15 protein-coding genes are annotated in these 24,072 nt (G+C 39.5%); 8 read left to right on the plus strand and 7 right to left on the minus strand.

Features of this window, described 5'->3' with window-relative positions:
• Window positions 1-8 precede the first annotated feature (8 nt).
• The gene (locus AC6JAD_RS15985) at window positions 9-4,880 is read left to right on the plus strand and encodes a lamin tail domain-containing protein (protein WP_461303953.1); all 4,872 of its coding nucleotides are present in this window, start codon (window positions 9-11) and stop codon (window positions 4,878-4,880) included.
• A gap of 56 nt (window positions 4,881-4,936) precedes the next feature.
• Window positions 4,937-5,473 carry a hypothetical protein gene (locus AC6JAD_RS15990; RefSeq protein WP_461303952.1) on the plus strand — a complete coding sequence of 179 codons (537 nt, stop codon included), beginning with the start codon at window positions 4,937-4,939 and terminating at the stop codon, window positions 5,471-5,473.
• Between the two features lie 20 nt (window positions 5,474-5,493).
• On the opposite strand, the gene AC6JAD_RS15995 is transcribed toward AC6JAD_RS15990, so the two are convergent.
• Entirely contained in the window at window positions 5,494-9,198 is a 3,705-nt protein-coding gene (locus AC6JAD_RS15995; RefSeq protein WP_461303951.1) for a metallophosphoesterase, read from the minus strand.
• Between the two features lie 51 nt (window positions 9,199-9,249).
• Between AC6JAD_RS15995 and AC6JAD_RS16000 the strand changes: the two genes are divergently transcribed.
• Window positions 9,250-10,455, plus strand: a complete 1,206-nt coding sequence (locus AC6JAD_RS16000; RefSeq protein ID WP_461303950.1) for a Pycsar system effector family protein — start codon at window positions 9,250-9,252, stop codon at window positions 10,453-10,455.
• Here AC6JAD_RS16000 and AC6JAD_RS16005 read toward each other — a convergent pair.
• The gene (locus tag AC6JAD_RS16005; RefSeq protein ID WP_461303949.1) at window positions 10,452-12,827 is read right to left on the minus strand and encodes a GAF domain-containing protein; all 2,376 of its coding nucleotides are present in this window, start codon (window positions 12,825-12,827) and stop codon (window positions 10,452-10,454) included. The two genes, AC6JAD_RS16000 and AC6JAD_RS16005, sit on opposite strands and share 4 nt — an antisense overlap.
• A 140-nt stretch (window positions 12,828-12,967) precedes the next feature.
• On the opposite strand from AC6JAD_RS16005, the gene AC6JAD_RS16010 reads away from it, so the two are divergent.
• Entirely contained in the window at window positions 12,968-14,080 is a 1,113-nt protein-coding gene (locus AC6JAD_RS16010; protein WP_461303948.1) for a redoxin domain-containing protein, read from the plus strand.
• Here AC6JAD_RS16010 and AC6JAD_RS16015 read toward each other — a convergent pair.
• Both AC6JAD_RS16015 and AC6JAD_RS16020 read right to left on the minus strand, forming a co-directional pair.
• Window positions 14,077-14,754: an SIMPL domain-containing protein gene (locus AC6JAD_RS16015; RefSeq protein ID WP_461303947.1), complete on the minus strand. Its 678-nt coding sequence runs from the start codon at window positions 14,752-14,754 to the stop codon at window positions 14,077-14,079. The two genes, AC6JAD_RS16010 and AC6JAD_RS16015, sit on opposite strands and share 4 nt — an antisense overlap.
• A 2-nt stretch (window positions 14,755-14,756) precedes the next feature.
• Window positions 14,757-15,392, minus strand: coding sequence for a rhomboid family intramembrane serine protease (locus tag AC6JAD_RS16020; protein ID WP_461303946.1), 636 nt, complete (start codon window positions 15,390-15,392; stop codon window positions 14,757-14,759).
• 67 nt (window positions 15,393-15,459) lie between these two features.
• Between AC6JAD_RS16020 and AC6JAD_RS16025 the strand changes: the two genes are divergently transcribed.
• Entirely contained in the window at window positions 15,460-16,350 is an 891-nt protein-coding gene (locus tag AC6JAD_RS16025) for a lysophospholipid acyltransferase family protein (RefSeq protein WP_461303945.1), read from the plus strand.
• On the opposite strand, the gene AC6JAD_RS16030 is transcribed toward AC6JAD_RS16025, so the two are convergent.
• From AC6JAD_RS16030 to glmM, 3 genes are all read right to left on the minus strand, one after another.
• A complete protein-coding gene (locus tag AC6JAD_RS16030) occupies window positions 16,347-17,480 on the minus strand; it encodes a glycerate kinase (protein ID WP_461303944.1) in 1,134 nt (377 codons plus the stop codon). The genes AC6JAD_RS16025 and AC6JAD_RS16030 overlap by 4 nt on opposite strands.
• Window positions 17,481-17,542: 62 nt before the next feature.
• Window positions 17,543-19,036 (minus strand): aminotransferase class V-fold PLP-dependent enzyme, encoded by a 1,494-nt coding sequence (locus AC6JAD_RS16035; RefSeq protein WP_461303943.1) that lies wholly within the window; start codon window positions 19,034-19,036, stop codon window positions 17,543-17,545.
• Window positions 19,037-19,074: 38 nt separating this feature from the next.
• The gene (gene glmM, locus AC6JAD_RS16040; protein ID WP_461303942.1) at window positions 19,075-20,463 is read right to left on the minus strand and encodes a phosphoglucosamine mutase; all 1,389 of its coding nucleotides are present in this window, start codon (window positions 20,461-20,463) and stop codon (window positions 19,075-19,077) included.
• 69 nt (window positions 20,464-20,532) lie between these two features.
• Between glmM and AC6JAD_RS16045 the strand changes: the two genes are divergently transcribed.
• The 3 genes from AC6JAD_RS16045 (at window position 20,533) to AC6JAD_RS16055 (ending at window position 24,025) form a co-directional block, all read left to right on the plus strand.
• Entirely contained in the window at window positions 20,533-21,117 is a 585-nt protein-coding gene (locus AC6JAD_RS16045) for an acyl carrier protein phosphodiesterase (RefSeq protein WP_461303941.1), read from the plus strand.
• The gene (gene ggt / locus AC6JAD_RS16050; RefSeq protein ID WP_461303940.1) at window positions 21,114-22,808 is read left to right on the plus strand and encodes a gamma-glutamyltransferase; all 1,695 of its coding nucleotides are present in this window, start codon (window positions 21,114-21,116) and stop codon (window positions 22,806-22,808) included. Before AC6JAD_RS16045 ends, ggt begins: the two co-directional genes overlap by 4 nt.
• A 203-nt stretch (window positions 22,809-23,011) precedes the next feature.
• On the plus strand, window positions 23,012-24,025 hold the full coding sequence (locus tag AC6JAD_RS16055; protein WP_461303939.1) for a hypothetical protein: 1,014 nt from the start codon (window positions 23,012-23,014) through the stop codon (window positions 24,023-24,025).
• The last annotated feature ends 47 nt before the right edge of the window (window positions 24,026-24,072 follow it).

A 24,072-nucleotide genomic window follows, 5' to 3' on the forward strand; every position in this document is an offset into this window, starting at 1 on the left:
TGAATAATATGAGTAAGCACATTAAATATATTTTAGTTGGTCTCACGGTGTTATCGTTTTCGGGTTTGTACGGTCAGAACTGTTGGGATTACGAAGAGCACGTTCCCATTAACCGCGTTGGGGGAACTGTAGTTATATCTGAAGTATACTTCGACACTCACTATAGTGAACGAATCGAGACGAAATATCATCATATTGGTGAGTATATAGAGTTGTTCAATTCTTCTACCGAAGATATTGACATTTCGGGTTGGAGGATTAAAGACCATACTTCGGAATATACTTTCCCCAATGAAACTATAATCGATTCGGGCGACTTCTTGGTTGTTACCTATGCGGGAAGGGTAATCGATAATAGGCCGGGGACGAATTTCTTGTTCGATGTAGACAAATTTGTGGACTTATTTCCAGAATCTGCGGGTTTTGAAGACCAAATTATTTTACAGAACAATTTTGTACTTCATAATCCGTATGCCACCATAGAATTATTCAATAAGAATGCTTTTTTAATAGATCAGGTAAAATATACCACCCAAGGGCCTGCGGGTTCCCCAGAATGTGCTATTTATAATTTCTGCGGTGACTTGGACAATGGTGATGGCGGGGTTTTTAATGGCCCGATCTATGTTTCATTGGCTGCGCAATTAGAAGCTCAGGGCTTTCCCCCTACTCAAACCGAGCGTTATTTCAAGAAATCCATTCACCTTCAAGACAGAATTAACTATTACGATCATCATGACCTGTTGGATATCTATGTTCAGGAAGATGGTACACCGTTTAGCCTTCCTTTTCCCATAACTTTGCAGCAGCCTACAGAGGCATTGGATGCCTTTCCTCCACCGCCCCCACCTTCTATCGCAAATTTTAGTACCAGTTCTAATCATATTTACTCGGAATCATTCAATGTTTATGGTGAAATGACTAGCAAATCTGGGGCATATTTTAATGGGATGGGAAAGCCAACTGTCAATTATTTCTGGGACAAGGACTATAACAAGGTTTGGGGAACTCAAGTGAAGTATGACAGATTAGGAAGGGTTGCTTTAGAAACACTACCCGCTCCGTCCTGTGACGGCTTTGTGCATGATCCACGCTTCATTTATGGAAACTTTAATACCTATGTGCCCAATGATTCCGATTATGACTATCTAAAAGAGGTAGATATGCCCGTAAATACTTTTTCGAGTTTAAGAAGGTATTACAGTAACGAAAACACCAACGAAAAACTCCAAGCAACTACAAGTAGGCCCTATTTCAGAACGGTGTATGACAGATTAAATCCAGGAAGGGTTATGAAAACCATTGGTGGTAACCAAATAGATGGGGAATGGAAAACGGGTTATACTTTCGAAGTTCCTGCTGCTCAGGAAATGTATTACGTTTTCGGATCCGATTATTTTAACGGTCCAATTAATAGTGAAGGAGAAGAGGTAATTACCAAGTATACCAAAAACATAACATTAGATGTCCAAGGTAACGAATTGATAGAGTTTTTAGATACCAATGACAATGTCATTGCTAGGGCTAGATCTGGTGGAGCATTGGAATATGAGGTAATCTCTGTGATTGGAGACCAGGGTTATGTGGATGTGCACATTCCATATGGGGTCAATTCCCTATCCTATTTAACCAGTGCATCCGATTATACCATCTATGACTTGAAAACAGGAAATATTGTTTCCTCCATTTCTGGAGGCAACGTATACCGCATTTCGTCGACACCCGATAATTCCAACCCACAAACCTATATTTCTTCAACTGGTGCGGTGGTAGCCCCTTCGGGAACCAAGGGTGTAAGATATAATGTGAATTACATAGATTATGAGCTGTATTACTATGATGACATAGGTCGTCTCAAAATGTCAACTCCACCAATAGGATTTGATAACTCTTGTCTTACCAATGTCCAATCGACCGTAAGCCATAACATGGCTACTACCCATTCCTATAATGCCCTAGGACTGGTTATTGAAACTGAAACACCCGATGAAGGGTTTGCAAAGTTCAAGTATAGGAGTGATGGTCAGATGCGTTTCTCCCAAAACAGTGAACAAGCTCTGGTAAATGAGGTTGCCTTTACCGACTATGATACCCAAGCAAGACCAATAAGAAGCGGTGTCGGCACAGGTAACTTTACAAATTTAGACCCAGCCTCCGATATGATTACTGTTGGATTGCGAGAAATACATGAAACTTTGTATGATATAGCAGATCCAAGCTTACCCAGTATTCTTTCAACTAATGGTCTAGACCCATTGGATTATACCCAGAGCTTCTTATCAGACAATGTGTCCATGACAAAGATATCACCTTCAGTAGGTGCTCCTGCTACAAGTACCACATGGTATAATTATGATGCTTATGGGCGCATAAAATGGTCCGTTCAGGATATAGATGGCCTTGGTTTAAAAACGATTCATTATTCGTACGATCACAACGGTAATTTAAAGGATATGATCTATCAAAAAGATGATCCTTCCGAACTTTTTGTGCACCGTTACACATACAATCTGAACAATGTGTTGCTGAATGTTGCTACCTCTAGGGATGGCATAGATTTTAAAGAACAAGCAAATTATGATTATTTTAAATCTGGACAATTAAAACGGATTGAAATTGCCGATGGACTTCAAGGAACCGATTATGTCTATGCTCTTTCTGGGCTCCTAAAGAGTATAAACGATCCTTCATTAAACTTTAGCGAAAGCATGGGTGGCGATGTAAATGACATTTTCGGAATTACCCTCGATTATTACAATGGTGATTACTTGCGAAATGAGTCTCCTATAAAAACTACACCGCAAGGAGGTGATAGATATGATGGAAATGTTAAAGCCATTCGTTGGAGTACTAAGGAATTGTCTTCCACAGATACACAGGATGCTTATTTGTATTCCTACAACCCCAATAATTGGTTGAGTGAGGCAATATTCGGAAGTGCAGATAGTAATGCCAATATTCTTGAAAGTGATGACTACAAAGTATCTAACCTTACTTACGATTCCAATGGGAATATTATTACTTTAAATCGAACCAAGAATACAGTCCTCGGTACTAATGAAATGGACGACTTTACATATCATTACAATGATGATAAGAACCAACTTAACCATATTACAGACGATGCCCCTTCTCCGAGTGATGCAGACGATTTGGAAACTCAAACCTTAGATAATTATGAATATAATGAAATTGGGCAATTGGTTAAGGATAATGAGGATGGTGTTATTTATGAATACAATTCCATTGGATTGGTTCAAAGGGTAAAGCAAACCTCGGGACAACCTATTCTTGAGTATGAATACAATGATAAAGGACAACGTATTAGTAAAGAAAGTTTCAACAGTGGTGGATCGCCCATCATTAAAACACATTACATCAGGGATTTGAATGGGAATCCAGTTGCCATTTATGAGGGTAATAACTTGAAAGAACACCCAATTTACGGTAATTCAAGGTTAGGAATTCATAATAGAAGTGACGCGTCGGACACCTATCAGTTTACTGATCATCTAGGCAATGTTAGAGCATTGGTGCAACAGGCCTCTGATGAAAATCCTATAATTTATGAAGAGAATTTCAACGATTTAATGAGCATAGAACCAGATACCTGGTTGCCTGGGGGTTATGCCGCTATTGATTTGGTTGATCAAAAACTCCGGGTTACGGTAACTCAAAATTGGAATTATACGCGAATTCGCTTCCATTTGGAGGCCGGTAAAACGTATCAGATTAAATATAAAATTGAAATGGAATCAATTTTAGGTCAATTTTATGCGTTGGCACGGAAAGTGGGCGGTGGTAGCGACTGGCTGTATCATAGTGGTTCCAGTATACAACAAGGTGGATATTATACTTACACCATACAGCCAACTTCCACAGGACAGCACGAGCTTTTGTTTGGTGGTTGTAGAATATTGGGGTACCCAAACGGCACAGATTTCGTTCAACCCAATATATTTTATCTAGATGATATAGAAGTTAAGGATACCAGTGTAGATGTTATTGGGTATAAGGATTACTATCCAGGTGGAATGATTATGCCAAATAGAAATTTAGACAACGACTATAGATATGGGTACCAAGGTGAATTTGCCGAGACGGATGAAGAAATTGGCAGGGTTGCCTTTGAACATCGCCTTTATGATGCTAGAATAAATAGATGGCTTTCTCCCGATAAGGAAAGTGAATTCCATTCTCCCTATAAAGCAATGGGCAATAACTGGATGAACCTTGTAGATGTTAAAGGGGATAGCACGCAATTTGTGAATAAAGCGGGAGAACTTATAGCCACCGTAGATGATGGTAAAAAATACTATACCGTTGTGTATCAGGCACAAGATGGATTCGATATTGAAGGTAATTTTGAAGACGGGTATACCTTTAAACCAAAATACATGTACAAAATAGTTGCCGTAGATGGTAAATGGATGGGTAGCAAAGCTGAATATTTAAGTTATATTGGTGCCCTAGGTGAACATATTGGTTTTAGCAAAAATATTCCCGTGGTCTTTAGGAATAGTAAAAATGATGGTTTAGGATTCAGCTATAGGGCTAGGTCCACAGCAGCTACAGGGTATGACGTTATTGCTTTGGATCAAAAAAGATGGAAACTGCATGCAAATGATTACGATAGATCCAGGGTGGTATTGCTCAAAAGCTATTGGAATACGGTCAATGCACTTGAACACGAATTATTTCACAATGCACAAGCTTGGTACGTTACTTTTATGGGAGGAAAAATGCATTTTGAATCTAAAGAAGCGTTCAAGTCGTGGTCAGAAAAAGCAGCTGTAGATTATCAGAAGACACTGCATAGTTGGAACAAAGCCACTAAGGAATTTAGGGATGGTATAGATGAATATAGGAAGAAATTCTAATGATTAAATATTTGTTGCTCATATTAGTTCTATTTACTCAGTGTAAATCAAATATAGTGGAGCATGATGTATCGGACCTTATAATGAATGTTGAGTTAATTCCTAGGGAAACACAAGTAGAAAACTGTAACACCCTTGAAGTACTCATTAATTTGGACTTAAAAGGATTTGAGAGCTCCAGCACCTTTATTTTCAACATCTATGATTTAAGCTACGATTGCAATAACTATGAGAGCAGTTCTTTGGGTGTTTTCACTACTCTGGACAACTTAATGCCTCTTAAGAAATCTCATTTTCTTATAGAAAACAATTTAAATGAATTCATTGTCTTCGATGAAGCTGTATTAAATAAAGAATCTGGTTTAGAAGAAGATTGTGCCTATAGGAACTTAAATGATATAGCTTTTGGAAAGAATTCTAACGAAAACATCGTGAGAACGTCTACACTGGTTTGCAAAAAAGATATTATCATCTCCCAGAATGATCAAAAAATAAGGCTTTGGTATTATTCACGGTCTAATGCATCCGATGGTACTTCCAACAAAATTGGTATTGACTATTTGCTTATTAAATCTAATTGGATTGAACTATAACCAGGGTGCAACTAGATTTCTTACAAACTCACCCCAAATCCAAACGATATACGCATACCATCGTCACCGGAAAAGATTCCAAGTTGACCGGAAATTGTGTCTATGGCGTTGATCCAAAGACCACCTCCTACATCACTGTGCCAGGTATCGCTATCTTCGCCATCTAACCATACCCTACCAGTATCAGCACCACCAAAGATTCCCAGTTGTAAGGGCAATATCCCAGTTTTAAATTTTTTGAAGCCATAACGTAAGTCTCCACCAAAAGCCAAAGCGCTTTCCCCACTAAAACGTTGGGTTCTATACCCACGTAATCCATCACCAGATCCTAAAACTGCAGCCTGATAAAACTCAAACGAATCCCCAATATTAAATTGTCCTTGAGCCATGGTTCTCAATACCAATTTCCCATCTTTGGTAATTGAGTTGTAAAACTGTAACTCGGGAACTACGTACCCATAGGTGCGTTCAGTATCATCAATGTTGGTTCTCCCTCCTACTTTTAGCCCAAAATGCATTCCTCTGCTGGGTGCACCGGCATAATCATAGCTTGAATAGGTATAATCCACTTCGGCTCCAACAAAATTCTGGGCCTCAAAGGTTTCTGGCATCATATCGAAGAAGTCGGAAATAAAACGATTCTCTGTGTCCTCTACTTCAACGTTTTCAAAAAAGGCAGAAATTCCTAATCTGCCACCGTACAATCCATTCTTCACCACTCCAAGTTTTCCGCTTAAAATACCGGTCTTAACGCGATTAAAATCGAAATCAATACCATCCTCATCATCAAAATTTTCAGTCTCATTTCCAAACCCAAAAAAGTTTCGGGTAAAGTTTTCACTGGTAAAATGTCCGCCAACGAACAAATTCCAGTCCCCCAAAACATCGGCGAACTCTCCGCTATATTCCAAATCAAAGCCTTGGGTAGCAAAATAGTAGCCAGCCCTAAATACATGTTTTTGATGGAAGGGATCCGTTTTAAAACCCATTATAGTATACGTATCCATTAAGCCAATACGCAATCCATCATCAGGATTGGCCCCAATTGAAGGCACAATGGAATTGGTTCGTGTGATAAGCTTCCGGAAATCATAATTATTGATTTCATAATCATCACGAAAGCGAATAGAGCCTCCTTTATTCTGAACAATGGTATTGGGTTTGCTCTTATGGTCATGTACTTTTACAGCACGGCCATTTTCTAAGGTGTACACATCATTGTTCTGGCCCCCAATTATTCTAATGAAAATGGGGCTACTCCCCTCTCCTTTCACCACAAACTGATCGTCATCATCCAATCCGTAGATCCAAATTTCCTTGGTCTCATTGCTAAATACCGTTCGTTCCTTGAAAGGCTCCTGGATCTCTCCTCCTTTTATACGCGAAATGGAGATTTTGGTAGAACCATTGCCTCTAGTAATCTCTATATAATCGTCCTTATCGGTACCCGTAAAAATGAGGAGTTTGGATAGAAACTCATAATAGCGCTGTGCTAAAGACACCATCTGATCCCTTCTAGCCCGTAATTTTGTCTTAATATCCTCGGCTCTTTCGTCTTGTACTTCCTTTGGCAACTCTGCAAAGGCCTTTTCAATTAATTCATCTGTCAAGTTTTCTTGAATCAGTTTTGCCTGTTGCATCCATTCTTCCTTAGAAGAAGTCTGTAAAAAATTCCTGTCCAAAAGGATTCCTGCCGCATTTAACCATCTAATGTCCTTAAAGTCATCACTATACTTCTGAAGTTGCCCCGCACTTGGTATCAGCACCTTGGCAACATCTAACAAAGCACCGTCGTAATATGAAAATACCTGATCGCGATCCCTAGGTATGGGTCGATAGACTTTTTGATCTTTTGACACATCAAATCGGGACCAACGCCATTGATCTTGATGGCGATCCCAGTCCCCCAATAGCATATCGAATAAACGGGCCTTGATAAATGCACCCTCATCTACTTGGTATTTCTCATCCTCACGAAGATTCTGCATCATATCGCTTGTACTTTCTATAGCATCTGGCTTTCCAAAAGATGCTACATCCAAAAATCCATCATCGGGTCGTTCTTCAATTACGTACAATTCATCACCAAACTCTGCATTGTATTTTCCAAGGGCCCTATGTTTGGGTATGTACAATAACTCTGGATTGGTATGATACACACCAATAGCATCTGCAAGCGGAGCAACCACAAAAGAAGCGAATGGATGACTTGCAGTATAAAAATCGAGGATAAGGTCTTCAGTTACCGTTTCTTCAAAATCCTTTTGTATATAGGTTTCGGTAAACAGTACCGTTTGCAAATATTGCGTAGCACTTTTTTTAACACCGCGAATGGCAAAGTTTCTTCCTTTCTTATCAACCACCCGTAGGGACCGCGTTTGATGGCCTCCTCCTTTTCGTTCTATGGTTAATCCTCCGTATAATGTATCTAACGTAGCAACAGGAACATTTAAATCCGTTCCATACACATAGCGATAGTGATCTCCCCAAAACCAGTTATAGCTCTTGCCCTTATCGGTTTTTTCTTTTTCATAGGCAGTCGCTACTTTATTTTGAGGAAATGAATTGGTTAATGTGCTAAAATCATAGTTATTCTTAGGGCCGTGTACTTGGGAACTGAAAATCTCTACTGCCTTTCCATTATTACCTTCATAGAAAGTTACTTCCGAAGATCCATCGGTGAAAACCTTTAACTCAGCAAAACCAGATGCTCCTGAAACAAATTTAGCACCATCTCCCAATGCAGCGGCAGAATTCTTCGATCCTGACCCGGACACTATTTGTTTTACACCGTCTAAATCGGTGTATTGCAAGGAATGTTCATGCCCAGATGCCAAAATAAGCCTATCATTACCCTTGGCAAGGGTTATGAGTCGATTCATTAGCTCATTGTAAAGTTTGTTGTATCGATCCTGTGGAGAAACCCCTCCCTGAGCACGTATTTGGGTAACCAAACTTCCTATTACCGGTAAAGGAACCTTGGCCTTAAATGGAAAAATATGTTTCTCGAAGTTGAAATATCCACCATGTGATCCATATGTGATGGCCGGATGGTGCATGGCCAAAAGAATGGTTTTTTCGTTGTTTTTCTTTAATTCCCCTTCCAATTCGAGAATAAAATCATGTCTGGTTTTAATATCGCACTCATCATTAATGGTGGGATGTTTATTCCAATCGGTAATATACCATTGGGTGTCTACAGCCAATAGAACCACCTCATCGCTAATATCAATTTTTTCTATAGGGCACCCATTTTCTGGCTGAAAAGTGTTCTTTCCCAAACTTTTTTCTACGCTTTTCTCCTGACGCTTTAATCCTGAAAGGCCACTATACCAATCGTGGTTTCCTGGAATAAAAACAACATTTCCACCAAATACTTTGGCCGCTTTCAATTGTACTTCCAGCCGATGTTTTGCTTCACTTTCATTCGGGTTTCCTTCTTCTGGATATCCCTTTTCATAGATGTTATCCCCAAGGAAAATAAGATGGTCTTTCGATGTATCCTTTCCAGTTATATGATCCTGAAAGGAAAGCAATGCGTCGGTAGAAGATCCCGTTTCAGCATTACCTGCATCACCAATTAAGTAAAAGGTACTTTCTACCTGCTTGGAAGATTGAGAGGTTGCCGTGTTTGAGGAATCTTGAGCTAGTTTTGTCTTATATGTGGCACAACTGGATACTAGAAAAACAAGGGCAAAACTAAGGATGGTGTAAACTTTTTTCATATCGGTTGACTAATGCTAAAATTTAGTAATTTGGTAATCTAATAAATTGGTATGTCAACACTCATTGAAAAATCTGAAGCATATGTCCAGCAACTTCTTTCTGAAGAGTTACCAAGCAATTGCCTCTATCATAACCTTACCCATACCAAACGTGTATTTAAAAGTACAAAAGAAATAATTGATGGGAGTGACCTAACCGAAGAAGAAGCCGAAATTTTGTTGTTGGCTGCCCTTTTTCATGATGTCGGTTACATCTATGGAGGGGAGGAACATGAAGCTAGAAGTATTGAGATCGCAACAAAATTCCTTAAAGAACAGGGGGCTACAGATGAGCTATTGGCCCAAATAGGCAAATGTATCATGGCTACAAAATTTGATGCTGTGCCTACTACTGAAATGGAAAAAATTATTCGTGATGCAGATGCCTCGCATTTTGCCAAAGATTATTTTCAGGAGGCCAGTGAATTTCTTAGACTGGAATGGAAAATGCAAGGATGTGCAGATTATAGCCGAAGGAAATGGTTAGTTGAAAACATTGATCTATTGCAGAATAGACATCGGTACACCTCCAAATATGCGGTTGAGCATTGGACTCCAAAAAAAGAAGAAAATCTAAAACTCATGATACAGGAAAGTGAAGCCCTTAAGGCAGAAAAAGCCCTTCAAAAAAAGAAAGAAGAAAAAAAGCTAAAGGCACAGGCAAAGGCGATAGATCCTGAGAAAGCGATTCAGAGTGTATTTAGGGTTACCCTTCGAAATCATATTAAACTAAGTGATATCGCAGATACCAAGGCTAATATCTTGCTCTCGGTAAATGCAATTATTATTTCGATTGCTCTTTCCAATTTAATTCCAAAATTGGACAATCCCTCCAATGCATATCTAATTGTTCCTACGATAATATTCATTTTGGTTACCGTGGTTTCCATTGTAATGTCTGTATTGGCTACAAGGCCTAATGTTACCAGTGGTAAGTTTACCAAGGAGGATGTGGAAAACAAGAAGGTGAACCTATTGTTCTTTGGGAATTTTCATCAAATGAGTTTATCGGAGTACGATTGGGCAATGAATGAAATGCTAAAGGACAAGGAGTATATCTATTCCTCGTTAACCAAGGATTTGTACTTTCTGGGACTGGTACTTCAGAGAAAATACACAATACTAAGGTTGACCTATACCATTTTTATGAGCGGTATAGTTATCTCTGTTATTGCTTTTGTAATTTCTTTTCTGGTTAGTGGAACCCCACAAGGTTAGTTGCTAATTTCCTTCATTAAATCCTCATAGGTATAGTAAGACTTATCTTTCTTCCCTCGATTGTAAAGAACATTTACCCTAATAGCCTTAAGGCCTGTAACCCCTTGCAAGTCTTCTAAATCCAATATTTCAACATTATCCCCTAAATGGCGTTTAGATTGCAAGAAATTCACATACTTAATGTACTCCTGTTCATCTGAACGCTGCGAATACACAATGGTGATCTTACCGGGCTGGGTAATTCTCTCATCTGTCCCCTTTACCAAGGCTTTATCCACCCGCTTCTTAACCACTTCGTAACGTGCATTGTACGTTCCATCTACATCAAATCTTTTTTCGTCCATACGGAAACGCAAGGAAAGTGAACTGTTAAAGACCAGAATCATGGAGGCTACATCTAATGGCACCAGTAGTTTTTCCTTTAACTGGTAGAACTTATTCTCCATTTCGCACATGGCCTGAAGTTGCCACAAACGTAAGTTATATAGATAGATTTTATTAAAACTATCCTGTTTGGTAATAGATTCACCAATGTACAGGTTATGCTCTACCCCATCGGTTTTAAATCGTTCATAATAATGAGGATACATGAGCTGTGCCTGTTCTTGTTTTTTATCCAAGATCGCGGCCATGGTCTTATTAATAAGCATTACAGACTCATCATAATCTTTTCTATGCTTATAAATAAATCCTTTATCATGATCTAAAAGCTCATGATACTCATCGATCAAAGCTTTTAAATTCTCATCCTTTACACTTAAATGATCGTAGAGTGGAACTATTTCATTCCGTAAGAAGTTAAGCACCCTACGTTCACTATCGACCTGAAGGTTTTGTTTAATATCCTTGAGGAAATTATCGATTCGGAAATTAATCTGCTCATAGATGGGAAGAGCTTCCTTTTCGAATACCATTACAAGTATTTTCTTCACCTTCTTCAACTGAAGGATAAGATCATCCTTGGTGGCCTCGTTACGAGCCGTGGAAGATCCCTTGATATCAATCTGGCCGAACAAAGGGAATACATTTTCGAAAACTATTTCCTGAAATGTAGCTTCATCACCGTTCAATTGGCTTTCGATAACCCGCTTGGCCTCACGTTTAAACTTCCAATGCACACTAGGATGAATGGAAGTGCATTCCTGTTGAATGAGGAGTTCCATTTCGTTATCCTTTTCTTGTTTAGATCGACGAACGGAATCTACCAAGAAAGGCATGATATCCCTCAATTTATTGGCATTAATCGTATTAAGCTCCTGAGCATTTGGTGATATGATTTCCATCATCCCAAATAAGTTGTCTTCATCCTGAATGGGTTGGATGATGGCACTTTTAACACCCTGTTTTTGTAATTTCTTATATAACAAATTGTCCGGGTACAGTTTTGCGTATCTATCTGTGTCCGATATGCAATAGGCTTCACCCTTATTCATTAAATGATCGTAGGAATGCGAACAAAGGGCCCTGTCGCAAGGTTCTTTACCTTCTTTATTCAGCAAATAACTTTTAACATTGAGTAACGATGGTGGCGCTTGAAACGTATCATCTTCAGGATCGTAAATGGAATATCCAACTTCTAATTGAGGTAAATTGAATATGGCCCTGAGTATTTCTTGGAACTGCTTTGCAAAACTTTCATTTTTTGGATCATTTTGTAGCAGATTCGCCTTGAAATTAGATAAGGCAACATCCGTAGTGGCGTCATACATATTCGCAATTACAAAGCCCGAAAATTTCCAGCTATTAGGAGGAAATTTCTTCTTCCAAATCTCGATATTGTCAAAGTTATCCAATAATTCGGCTACATCTTCAGGAGTAATTTCTATGCTGTTCTCCGTTTTCTCAATCTCTACAAAGTCCCCGTTATAGAGCACGCGGTAATAACGCATAATACCCTGTGCATCCGGAATTTCATAAAAGAACGGTCTTCTAAAGTCAGTCCTGTATCCGTAATATATATTTAGGATGACGCTACACCCCATAATGAACATTTCATCGTCTGAAAAGTCTGCTAGCTTAAATTCGAAAGATTCGCCAGCCACCTTAATTATGGAATCGTAGCGTTCTGAAGATTTTAATACGTAGTCTTGAAAAGGAATGGTTGCCGTCTTGATCTCGTTCTTTTGCAGTATGGGTGCAAAAAGATCTTCCAATATGATATCTATTTGTTCCTTGTGCGCTTCTATATCGGCCAAAGTAGACATACCATCAACCAATGCCGGATATTCTTCAGCAATTTTGAGTACCTGCTCTGCACGTGCCCGGAACATAGGATTACTCCCTTCAAGCTTATCGCGGTAGGAATTGAACAGCTTTCTAAAGCCAATTTCGACACGTAGGGGAAATTCCCCTTGAGTAATTTTTTGTTTCATTATCAGCGTAGTACGATATAAAATTAAGAATTATCCTGCAAGTTTGGCTGCTATCATATGTAATTAACAGTATTTTCGGAATTCCAAGGTGCAATCAGAAAAAAATACTGTTATTTTTGTGACATAAAACCTACATAGCAATGAGACGACTTTTTGGACTTTTTGTAACACTTATTTTGATTTCTTGTAATGAAACCGATTCTACTTCTTATTCGGTAGACGGATTGGCTGCCGGTTATCCGGACGGCACCAAGATTTTGGTATACGGTGTTGAAAACAACCAAACCAAGATTAAGGATACATTAGAAGTAACGGGAGGAAAGTTCTCAGCTACCTATCCAAAGGAAGACGAGGTTAAAATAGAATTGTTTCGTGTAGAAGGTTCGCGAAATAATGTCATATACTTTGTGGAGAACGAGCCATTAAAAGCAACCATTTACAAAGATAGTATTGGTTCCTCATTCGTTACAGGAGGAAAACAAAACGAATTGTATATGGAGTTTAATAAAGAATTGGCCACCTTAAATAACCAGAAACAACAAATTGCTACTGCTTTTAGACAGGCGCAAAAGGAGCAGGATGGTATTATCGTAAATGAGCTAAGGGCTCAGAGCAAACAACTGGAGGCCGAAGAGCGCGGATTCAAATATGATTTTGTAAACGAAAATAAAAATTCTGTTTTCAGCATTATGTTACTAGCAGAATTAGTAGGTAAGGATGAAGTGACTGGTGCAGAAGCAACGAAGATTATTGGAGAATTAGGCCCAAAAATGGCTCAACACCCTATGGTGGATAACCTCAAGAATACAATCGCTGCCAAAAAGAAAGCCGGTATAGGCGGACTTGCCCCAGAATTTACTGCGCCACAACCCAATGGTGAAATGTTAGCGCTTAATGATGTGTTAGGAAAATACACGATTATAGATTTCTGGGCATCTTGGTGCCGGCCATGTCGAATGGAAAATCCAAATGTGGTAAAAGTGTACAACAAATACCACGATAAAGGACTCAATATTATTAGTGTTTCCTTGGACAAAGCCAATCAAAGAGAGCGTTGGTTAAAGGCAATTGAAGACGATCAAATGGATTGGTATCATGTATCGAACCTGAAGTTTTGGCAAGATCCCATTGCAAGGCAGTATAATGTACGCAGTATTCCGGCTACCTTCCTATTGGATGAAGAAGGCCGAATTATTGATAAAAATTTACGAGGACCTGCCTTACAGCAGAAAATTGCTAGCCTATTAGACTAGTATAACTCAAAGCGAACGTTTACCCTAACTTTAATTTCCATTTCGCCTGGTGCCATGGTTTGCCCAGGTCCAGCGCTTTCCATTGCCATAGCCGATCGCAACATAGGCCCTGGAGTCTGTACCGCCTGAAATTCGCTAATATGCATGGCCTTACCAATCTTTTGCCCAAGAACAGCCGCATACTCCTCTGCCTTGGTTTTTGCATTTTGAACGGCCTTGACACGAGCTTCAGATTCTAAGCTAGATGTTTTGGTCGAGGAAAACTGAATACCATCAATACGATTTATCCCAGTTTCAATGAGACCATTCATAACTTCCTCATAGTCATCTAAATCGACAAGCTTAACCGAGATGGACTGATTGGCTGCATAATTATAACGCTTGGTGTTGTATTCATAATTCTTACTAAGGCGAATGTATTCGGTCTTAATATGTTTATCATCAATCTTTTTCTTCTTCAGAAACTGAAGAACATCACTTATAGTCTGGTCATTCTTCAATTTTACTTCCTTGGCATCGTTTCCGGTATTTTCTACCCGAATACTTACGGTAACCTGATCCGGTACAACAGAAACTGTTCCTTCTCCTGTTACGTCTACACTTGGTGGTTGATGATTTTGTGCTGTCATAAGGCAGGTGCTTATTAAAGTGATAATTACTATTAAATGTTTCATGTCTAGTATATTTTTCCTGTTTTGTACATCACGAATAATACCACAATTGGGATCGCCAATAGAATAACTAACCACAACCGGGTTTCTAGTAAACCTGTATCGAAAGCCAAGGTCGTAACATAACCCGCAATCGCACCTCCAAAATGTGCATCATGACCAATATTACCCAATCTTTTTTTCATTCCATAAACCGAATATCCTAAGTATAATATTCCGAACAACCAAGCCGGTATGAAATTGATGGTCATATTGGGTTGAAAAAGAATAGCAGAGTATAAAACACCCATAACGGCACCACTTGCTCCCACAGCGCTGTAATGAAATTCTTCTTTATGGAAATAAAACGACAAGAGGTTTCCAACGATCAAGCTCCCCACATAAATGAGGACGAATCGCGGCACGCCTAATTCAAATATCACTACAGGTGCAAAAAAGAAAAGCGCGAGCATATTGAAAAACAAGTGCATATAATCTGCATGCAGGAAGGCGGAAGAAAACATCCGTACTTGTTCACCCCGTCGTATACCAGCGATGTTAAACTTGTATTTCTCGAAAAATGAGAAATCGTTAAAGCCTTTCATCGATATAAGTACGTTAGCGGCTATAATAACAATGGTTACAATATCTATGTTCAGCATATGGAATTTTCTGTTGGCAGGAAATTATAATGCAATAAATTTAGTTAGTTTTGCGCTAACTTTACCTATGCAACGGCTAGTTTATATTATTGTTTATCCGATTATCTGGTTTCTATCTAAGCTCCCAATGGGAGTTCTTTATTTTATATCGGATGTTCTTTTCGTCCTAATTTACTACCTCATTGGCTATAGAAAGAAAGTGGTCCGACAAAACTTGGAATTGGTTTTCCCGGACAAAGCAGAAAAGGAAATCAAGGATATAACCCGGAGATTTTATCACCACCTATGCGACATGGTCGTAGAATCGGTCAAGTCCCTTTCTATTTCGGAAAAGGAGCTAAACAAGCGCTTTACATTTACCAATGTTGAGGAAATCCATAAGTTGGAGAAACAGGGTAAAAGTATTGTGCTTATGGGCGGGCATTACGGGAGCTGGGAATGGTCTTTTATCTTACAACGGCACATAAACCATAAAGGGTACGCCGTGTATAAGAAAATTGAAAACAAGTATTTTGATGCCTTAATCAAAGGACTTAGGGCCAAATACAATACGCACCTTATCACTACGAAAGAGACCTATCACAAATTAGGCGCATCCCAAATGAAAGGGGAACTGACCATAAATGGTTTTCTTGCCGATCAGACGGCAAAACATTGGAAAACGAAACATTGGCAGGAATTTTTAGGAGTTAAGGTACCCGTGCTCACTGGAGCCGAGATGATTGCCAAGCGATTAAATATGGCGGTGGTCTTTATTGGAACTAAAAAAATAAAAAGGGGACACTACTCTACCACCTTTAAAACAATTGCCACAGAAGCCAAGGAACTCCCTGATTTCGAAATAACGGATACATTTTTGAAATTGGTAGAAGAATTAATTTATGAAGATCCAGCATATTATCTCTGGACGCACAAACGCTGGAAGTATAAAGACAATGCCCCAAAGGAAATCTCTTAGTCCTTTTTCGATAACCAATGGCAGAAATCAACAGCCATTTCCCTAACAAATCCCTTACTGCACTTCATGGCTTCATCAAAATCTGAAGTATGTTTCATAATGGCATCCGAATAATGAATTCCCATAGCTTCAATTTCGGTCTTCGATAAGGTAATATTTCCGCAAAAAGCAGCCACGGAAACCCCTTTGGCTTGTGCAAAATCCAACACCCCGTTAATAGTCTTACCGGATAGTGTCTGTTCATCCAGTTGTCCTTCCCCTGAAATGATCCAATCAGCATCTTGTATTTGATCCTCAAAATTGGCCAAATCCTTGATCAAATCAATACCTGGAACAAGGTGGGCACTTAAAAAAAGTATGGAACCTATTCCCATCCCTCCTGCCGCTCCTGCACCCGGAATTTTCTGTGGATCTACCTTAAAATGGTTTTCAAGAATTTGGGCAAAGTCCATTAACCCCTTATCCAATAATTCTATGTCTTCTGGTGAGGCACCCTTTTGTTTTGCATAGACATGGGCCGCACCGTTTTCGCCATACAGTGGATTGGTGACGTCGCACGCCACAAAGAATTCGATTTCTTTCAGTCTATGATCTACTTCAGAATTATCTATGGCCACAACGTTCGATAAGTTTGCCCCAATAGGAGCTACTGTTTCACCAATTGAGTTCAAAAAACGATAGCCTAAAGCAGTTGCCATACCCATTCCACAATCATTGGTAGCACTCCCTCCTATACCCAAAATAATTCTTCTGGCGCCTTTGTTCACTGCATCCATTATCAATTCTCCCGTCCCCAATGTGGTAGCGCTCTTGCAATTCGCTTCTGAAGATCTCAATAATTTGTGACCGGATGCCTCAGCCATTTCAACAAATGCTGTTTTAGAGTTTTCAGCAAAAAGATAGCGGCTAGAAATGGTACGAAACAATGGATCGTGTACCCTAGCCTGAACAAAATCCCCGTGCAAATAATAATTGATAATATCTATGGTGCCATCCCCTCCATCTGCCAATGGCAGCTTAACAAGTTCGGCATCCTTGATAGCTTGACTAATTCCATCTGCCACAGCATCACAAAAATCCAAAGAGGACAGTGATCCTTTAAATTTATCGGGAGCTAGAATAATTTTCATCACAGTATATTACTTTCTGAAAATAAGAAAGAATGAAACTAGTTGGGTAAGGTACTGAAAAACTAGAGTTGAAACCAATCTTTGGATACGGTTATAGCGCAATCCTCAACCACATCTTTGTGAATAAATTTTCCATCCTTAAATTCATACTCATGCTGCCACTCCCTCCAATTATCGGCCAACTGAAGAAGGCTATCGCAAACGAAAGCTACTTCCTTATTCGTAGTAGTGGGATGGAAAGATATACGTACCCAACCCGGTTTTAACAAACAACTACCCGATTCCATTTTGGAGATGATGGACTGTGATTTCAACTGATCTATTTCGAGGAGATAGTGTCCGTAAGTGCCAGCGCAACTGCATCCTCCCCTTGATTGAATACCAAAACGATCGTTTAGTATTTTTACCGCCAAGTCAAAATGCAGTTCCCCTATATTCAATGAGATAATTGCCAAGCGATCCTTATGCTCATCTGCCAATATTGAGATTTCACGAGACTCTGAGATACGATCGAAGAAATAACTCAATATTTCATGTTCCCTTTGAAGCATCGCTTGTACCCCCATCTGTTCTTTTAGCTTCATAGCCAAGGATGCCCTAATTACCTGCATAAAACCTGGGGTTCCACCATCTTCCCTTTCTTCTATATCATCTACATATTTATGATTCCCCCAAGGTGTTGTCCAAGTAACGGTTCCTCCTCCGGGACAGTCCGGTACTGTATTGCGGTATAATTTTTTATTGAACACCAAAACTCCTGAACTTCCAGGACCTCCCAAGAACTTATGAGGTGAAAGGAAAATTGCATCCAAGTAACATTCGGGATCTTCTGGGTGCATATCTATTGTTACATACGGCCCAGAGCATGCGAAGTCTACAAAACATAATCCATCCACTGCATGCATCAATTTTGCTACCTCGTAATAAGGAGTTATAATTCCGGTAACATTAGAACAACTCGTAATAGATGCGATTTTTAAATTGGGAGTCTCAGCGTATTCTGCTAACAGGCTTTTGAAATTTTCTAAACAGAATAATCCTTCACTATTACTTGGTACCACGATGACCTCGGCAACTGTTTCCAACCACGATGTCTGATTGCTGTGATGTTCCATATGGGAAACAAATACAATAGGACGATCTTCATCATTCAATTCTAAATGTGCCTTTATCTGTTCCGGGATTTTTAATCCCAAAATGCGTTGAAACTTATTCACGGCGCCCGTCATACCTGTTCCGGTTGTGATTAAGACATCATTCTCATCAGCGTTCACATGATCCTTAATTATCTTTCGTGCTTTGTGATACGCATTGGTCATTGCCGTACCACTTATTGTAGTTTGGGTATGGGTGTTTGCTACAAAAGGGCCAAACTCATTCAACAGTTTTTCTTCTATTGAACGATACAAACGACCGCTGGCAGTCCAGTCTGTATATACCATCTCTTTTAGGCCAAAAGGAGTTTGAAAAGTTTGACTTACCCCTACAATGTTGTTTCTGAAGGAATTAAAGTGGGCTTCTAATTTACCCACCTTATCTATAGACTTTGTAAACATTTAATAATCAAGATATTGAAGGGGCAAATGTAAGAAATTTAAGCCAAAGATATCGCCTTGATTTCCTCAATAAATCGATCTGCCAAAGCGTCTGCAGCTTCTTGCGATTTAGCCTCTGTGTAAATCCTGATGATAGGTTCGGTATTTGATTTTCGAAGGTGAACCCAGTTTTCAGCAAAGTCGATCTTAACCCCATCCAACGTATTGATTTCTTCCGAGGCGTACTTCATTTCCAGTTTCTTAAGCAAAGCATCAACATCCAATTCTGGAGTCAGTTGGATTTTCTTCTTGCTCATAAAATAAGAAGGATATCCAGCTCTCATCTTACCAACGCTTATACCTTCCTCTGCTAAATGACTCAGGAAAAGTGCAATGCCTACCAAGCTATCCCTTCCATAATGTAATTCTGGATAGATAATTCCTCCGTTTCCTTCCCCGCCTATAACAGCATTGGTATCTTTCATTTGCTGCACGACATTAACTTCTCCAACTGCACTTGCGGTATATTTTCCCCCGTGTTTAAGGGTAATATCCCTAAGGGCTCTAGATGATGACATATTAGAAACCGTATTCCCAGGTCTATGCTTTAATATATAATCTGCAACTGCTACCAGGGTATATTCTTCACCAAACATTTCTCCCTTTTCATCAACAAAAGCTAGCCGATCCACATCTGGGTCTACTACCAAGCCAAAATCGGCATGTTCTTTAACTACCGAATCCATGAGATCCCCAAGATGTTCCTTTAATGGCTCGGGGTTATGTGGAAAATGCCCGTTGGGAGTGCAAAACAGTTTCACAGGTTGCACACCTAATGCTTCCAAAAGTAGCGGTACTGCAATCCCACCTGTAGAGTTCACACCATCTACCACCACTTTAAAACTTGCTTTCTTGATTGCTTCGACATTGACTAGATCCAAATCAAGTATTTCGTCTATATGTAAATCTATATACGCATCATTCTTACTTACTTTTCCTAGGTGATCTACTTCTGCAAAAGAAATCTGTCCAGCCTCAGCGATGTCCAAGACACGCTGCCCTGCCTCAGCATTCAGGAATTCTCCCTTATTGTTTAAAAGCTTAAGGGCATTCCATTGCTTTGGATTATGGCTTGCTGTTAAAATAATGCCCCCATCGGCATGTTCCAAATCTACAGCCACCTCAACCGTTGGAGTTGTGGATAATCCTAAATCAATAACATCTATTCCCAAACCAATAAGCGTGTTCATGACCAGCTGTTGAATCATCTCCCCAGAAATTCGGGCATCGCGGCCTACCACCACTCTGTAATTCTCCTTATTTCTTTGTTCCTTCACCCAAGTACCATACGCAGCAGCATAGGTTACAGCATCAATTGGAGTAAGGTTTTCTTTTTGGAGACCACCAATAGTCCCACGGATTCCCGATATAGATTTGATTAATGTCATTAACGATAATTTTGAGCAAAGATACTTTTTAAACAGAAATGTTATGTTGCGTTTTCGTAAATTGTCCTAATGAATTTTCTCGCACATATATACCTTTCTGGAGAAGATGAAGGGATTACTATTGGCAATTTCATTGCGGATGGTATTAAAGGAAGAAGATACGAGAAGTATCCCCCGGCAATTAAGAAAGGTATACTACTGCACCGTGCTATTGATTCGTACACGGATCAACACCCTACGGTAAAACAGAGCACTAAGCGACTTCATAAAAATTATGGTCATTATAGCGGTGTTATTGTAGATATTCTATACGATCATTTCCTCGCAAAAAATTGGAAACAATATCATCATATCCCACTCGATGTGTATGTAGAGGGTTTCTATGAACTATTGCGAACCAATTTCGAAATTTTACCTGCGCGAATACAAAGAATGATGCCCTACATGATTAGTGACAATTGGCTGTTAAGCTATGCATCCATACAAGGGATCAGTAAAATACTGAGTCAGATGAATGTCCGCACCAAAGGCGTTTCTAAAATGAACTTTGCCGTTTTGGAACTTGAAGAGTTTTACACTGAATTTGAGCAAGAGTTCACCGATTTTTTTGAAGAACTAAGAGCCCATGTTACCCAAAAACTTATAGAACTATGAATTTAAAATGGTTACCCCTCCTCTTACTATTTATTGCTTGCAAAAATGAAACTCCCATTATCGAGAATGAACCAGAGATTGGTGTTATTGCCCAAAATGCCATGGTTGTTTCTGCTCGGGAGGAAGCATCGAGAATTGGAACAGAGATCATGAAAAAGGGCGGAAACGCATTCGATGCCATGGTTGCTACCGAAATGGCCCTAGCGGTTACATTTCCTTATGCAGGGAACCTTGGAGGTGGCGGATTTATGGTATACAGAACGGAATATGGAGAACTAGGGGCTTTCGATTATCGTGAGAAAGCGCCCATAGCATCGCACAGGGATATGTATTTGGATGAGAATGGAGACTATGTAAGGGACAAAAGCAAAACAGGTGGCTTGGCCGTTGGAGTTCCTGGAACCATTGCAGGAATTTTTGCAGTACATAGCAAATTAGGATCTTTACCCATAGAAGACATATTGGCACCTGTCATTCAATTAGCTCGGGAGGGTTTCACTATAACTGAAATGCAAGCCGAACGGTTTAATACCTACGGCCCCATATTCGAGGAGGTATCTGGTGAATCTTCTATTTACAATGGGACTTTTGCTGAAGGAGACCTTTTTAAAAATGAGGCCCTGGCCAATACCCTTACCCGAATAGCAGAAAATGGAAGAACGGAGTTTTATCAGGGAGAAACGGCACAAAAACTTGTAAATTATATCAAAGGGCAAGGAGGTATTATTACCATGGAGGACCTAGATGCTTACGAGGCTCAATTGCGCGATCCAATTGTATTCGATTATAAGGATTTGAAAATTATATCTATGTCTCCGCCTTCAAGCGGTGGTATTTGCTTAGCACAAATATTAAAGTCGGTTGAGCCCTATCCTCTAAGTGAATTTGGCCATAATTCTACCAAGGCAATTCAGGTTATTACAGAGGCGGAACGTAGGGCATATGCAGATAGGAGTTATTACTTAGGGGATCCTGATTTTGTATCTATTCCCGTGGACACCCTTATCTCGGACGCCTATTTAAGCGGAAGAATGGATAATTTTTCATTCGATAAGGCTACGCCTTCCTCTAGCCTATCCTACGGAAGTATTCCTGGATATGAAAGCTTGGAGACCACCCACTACTCCATTGTGGACCCATTTGGAAATGCCATTGCAGTAACCACAACACTTAATGCTGCCTTTGGGTCTAAGTTATATGTAAATGAATTGGGGTTTTTCCTAAATAATGAAATGGATGATTTTAGTGCAAAACCCGGTGAACCCAATATGTTTGGATTAATTGGCGGTGAAGCGAATGCCATAGCCCCCCAAAAGCGCATGCTAAGTTCTATGACACCCACATTGGTTGAAAAAGAGGGTGAATTCTGGATGACTGTGGGCACCCCCGGTGGTTCTACTATCATCACTTCTGTCCTACAAACCATTTTAAATGTGTACGAATTCGATATGAGCATGCAAGAAGCCGTTAACGCCCCAAGGTTTCATCATCAGTGGTTGCCCGACATGGTCATGTTCGAACCAGATTCTTTCGATCCAAACACGCTTCAAACCTTAGGCGATAAAGGATATATCATCGATGAAAAGAATGCTCCTGTAATTGGTAAAGTCGATGCTATTCTAAAGCTACCAGATGGCAATTTGGAAGGAGGTGCCGATAAACGAGGTGATGATACTGCAGTTGGATTTTAACCCGATTAATCATATTAGCTAGGTCGTTTATCGATAAAAGCTTACACAACAACGATTTGTAGGTAATTTACTACAAACTATGGGTTTTTCGTTTAATTTTGATACCCTAACCAAATTTCGATAAACCCGTTGTAATTGCCTGTATTATTTAGCTTTCCGTAATTGGAATGTTTCCCTTTAGCTGCAATTACAGCTTATAATTGATGAAAGCAAAGTCTTTCTTTAAGGATTTGTATGCCATTGTTCCACTTTTCATTAGTGGACTGCTTTGTATTGGCCTTATTTTTCTATTATGGCAGAAGCAGGGCTCCGATGTTACCTTTGCTCAAACACTGGAAGACATTTCCAATGTATTTATTGCCATTAGTGGAATTCTGGCAACGGTCATCATGGTGTATCTAGCCTTTATGGCAAGTAGCCTTAAGCGATTGCGCGACGATGCCATAGATACCCTAAGCAAGATCACCCAGAAGATGCATAATTTTAGGAGCATTATAGAATTGCTCATGCGCTCCAAAATGTGGCTCCCTGGATTAAAAGAATACATAGATGATGAATTTGCGGGTCTTACCTTCTTCGAAGTAAAGGAATTCTACAAAGGTAAATCCAAATTGGCAATCGAATTTCTCCAAGAAAGCCATCACTATGAAGATACCGAGAATTTATACTTAGAATTGAAAGCCCTTTTAATGACGAGTCCGAAAGACAAGAGTATTCCTGAAAGCATTCGATATCCAAAAATCTACAGTCAGGATATTGTAGCCAAGTGGTTAGAGCATAAATGTGGATCGGGACTTTGGTATTACTTCGGATATAAATATGGCAGTTTTAAGGAAGCATTGGATTTTAATGCTGTATTTGAGCGCCATCAGGAAAAAATCATGACCTTGGCCAATTCTATCGACGGAGAGGCCTTTCAGGATTCTTCGTTCAATGAGGTGTTCCTAGCCAAACTGGGAGAATATATGAGTAATGAGGTTATCCCAAAACTCTTTCAATTTCAGGGAAAATCCAACAAAAGCATGCCTTCCCTAATCAAGTATCTTTACATTGTTTTTCTTTTCTTGGTTTTCACTGGGATTCTATTGCCTTTGGCCTATCTACTGTTCAATTTACCCATCATCACGCTTATAATAAGTTTCTCGTTCATTATTAGCATCATTTTCTTCATCGCCATCAGTTTCTATCAATTTCTAATGAAGGAAACAAACGGATAGATATTTCCAGCATTTTATTTGATAACTACTTCATTTTCGGTAGTCTT

The sequence above is a fragment of the Aureisphaera sp. genome (assembly GCF_059726885.1).

What these genes read in the sequence shown, in the direction of transcription:
- AC6JAD_RS15985 (WP_461303953.1), top strand. Translation starts at nt 9, where the DNA reads ATGAGTAAGCACATTAAATATATTTTAGTTGGTCTCACGGTGTTATCG.
- AC6JAD_RS15995 (WP_461303951.1), bottom strand. Translation starts at nt 9,198, where the DNA reads ATGAAAAAAGTTTACACCATCCTTAGTTTTGCCCTTGTTTTTCTAGTA.
- AC6JAD_RS16000 (WP_461303950.1), top strand. Translation starts at nt 9,250, where the DNA reads ATGTCAACACTCATTGAAAAATCTGAAGCATATGTCCAGCAACTTCTT.
- AC6JAD_RS16005 (WP_461303949.1), bottom strand. Translation starts at nt 12,827, where the DNA reads ATGAAACAAAAAATTACTCAAGGGGAATTTCCCCTACGTGTCGAAATT.
- AC6JAD_RS16010 (WP_461303948.1), top strand. Translation starts at nt 12,968, where the DNA reads ATGAGACGACTTTTTGGACTTTTTGTAACACTTATTTTGATTTCTTGT.
- AC6JAD_RS16015 (WP_461303947.1), bottom strand. Translation starts at nt 14,754, where the DNA reads ATGAAACATTTAATAGTAATTATCACTTTAATAAGCACCTGCCTTATG.
- AC6JAD_RS16020 (WP_461303946.1), bottom strand. Translation starts at nt 15,392, where the DNA reads ATGCTGAACATAGATATTGTAACCATTGTTATTATAGCCGCTAACGTA.
- AC6JAD_RS16025 (WP_461303945.1), top strand. Translation starts at nt 15,460, where the DNA reads ATGCAACGGCTAGTTTATATTATTGTTTATCCGATTATCTGGTTTCTA.
- AC6JAD_RS16030 (WP_461303944.1), bottom strand. Translation starts at nt 17,480, where the DNA reads ATGAAAATTATTCTAGCTCCCGATAAATTTAAAGGATCACTGTCCTCT.
- AC6JAD_RS16035 (WP_461303943.1), bottom strand. Translation starts at nt 19,036, where the DNA reads ATGTTTACAAAGTCTATAGATAAGGTGGGTAAATTAGAAGCCCACTTT.
- glmM (WP_461303942.1), bottom strand. Translation starts at nt 20,463, where the DNA reads ATGACATTAATCAAATCTATATCGGGAATCCGTGGGACTATTGGTGGT.
- AC6JAD_RS16045 (WP_461303941.1), top strand. Translation starts at nt 20,533, where the DNA reads ATGAATTTTCTCGCACATATATACCTTTCTGGAGAAGATGAAGGGATT.
- ggt (WP_461303940.1), top strand. Translation starts at nt 21,114, where the DNA reads ATGAATTTAAAATGGTTACCCCTCCTCTTACTATTTATTGCTTGCAAA.
- AC6JAD_RS16055 (WP_461303939.1), top strand. Translation starts at nt 23,012, where the DNA reads ATGAAAGCAAAGTCTTTCTTTAAGGATTTGTATGCCATTGTTCCACTT.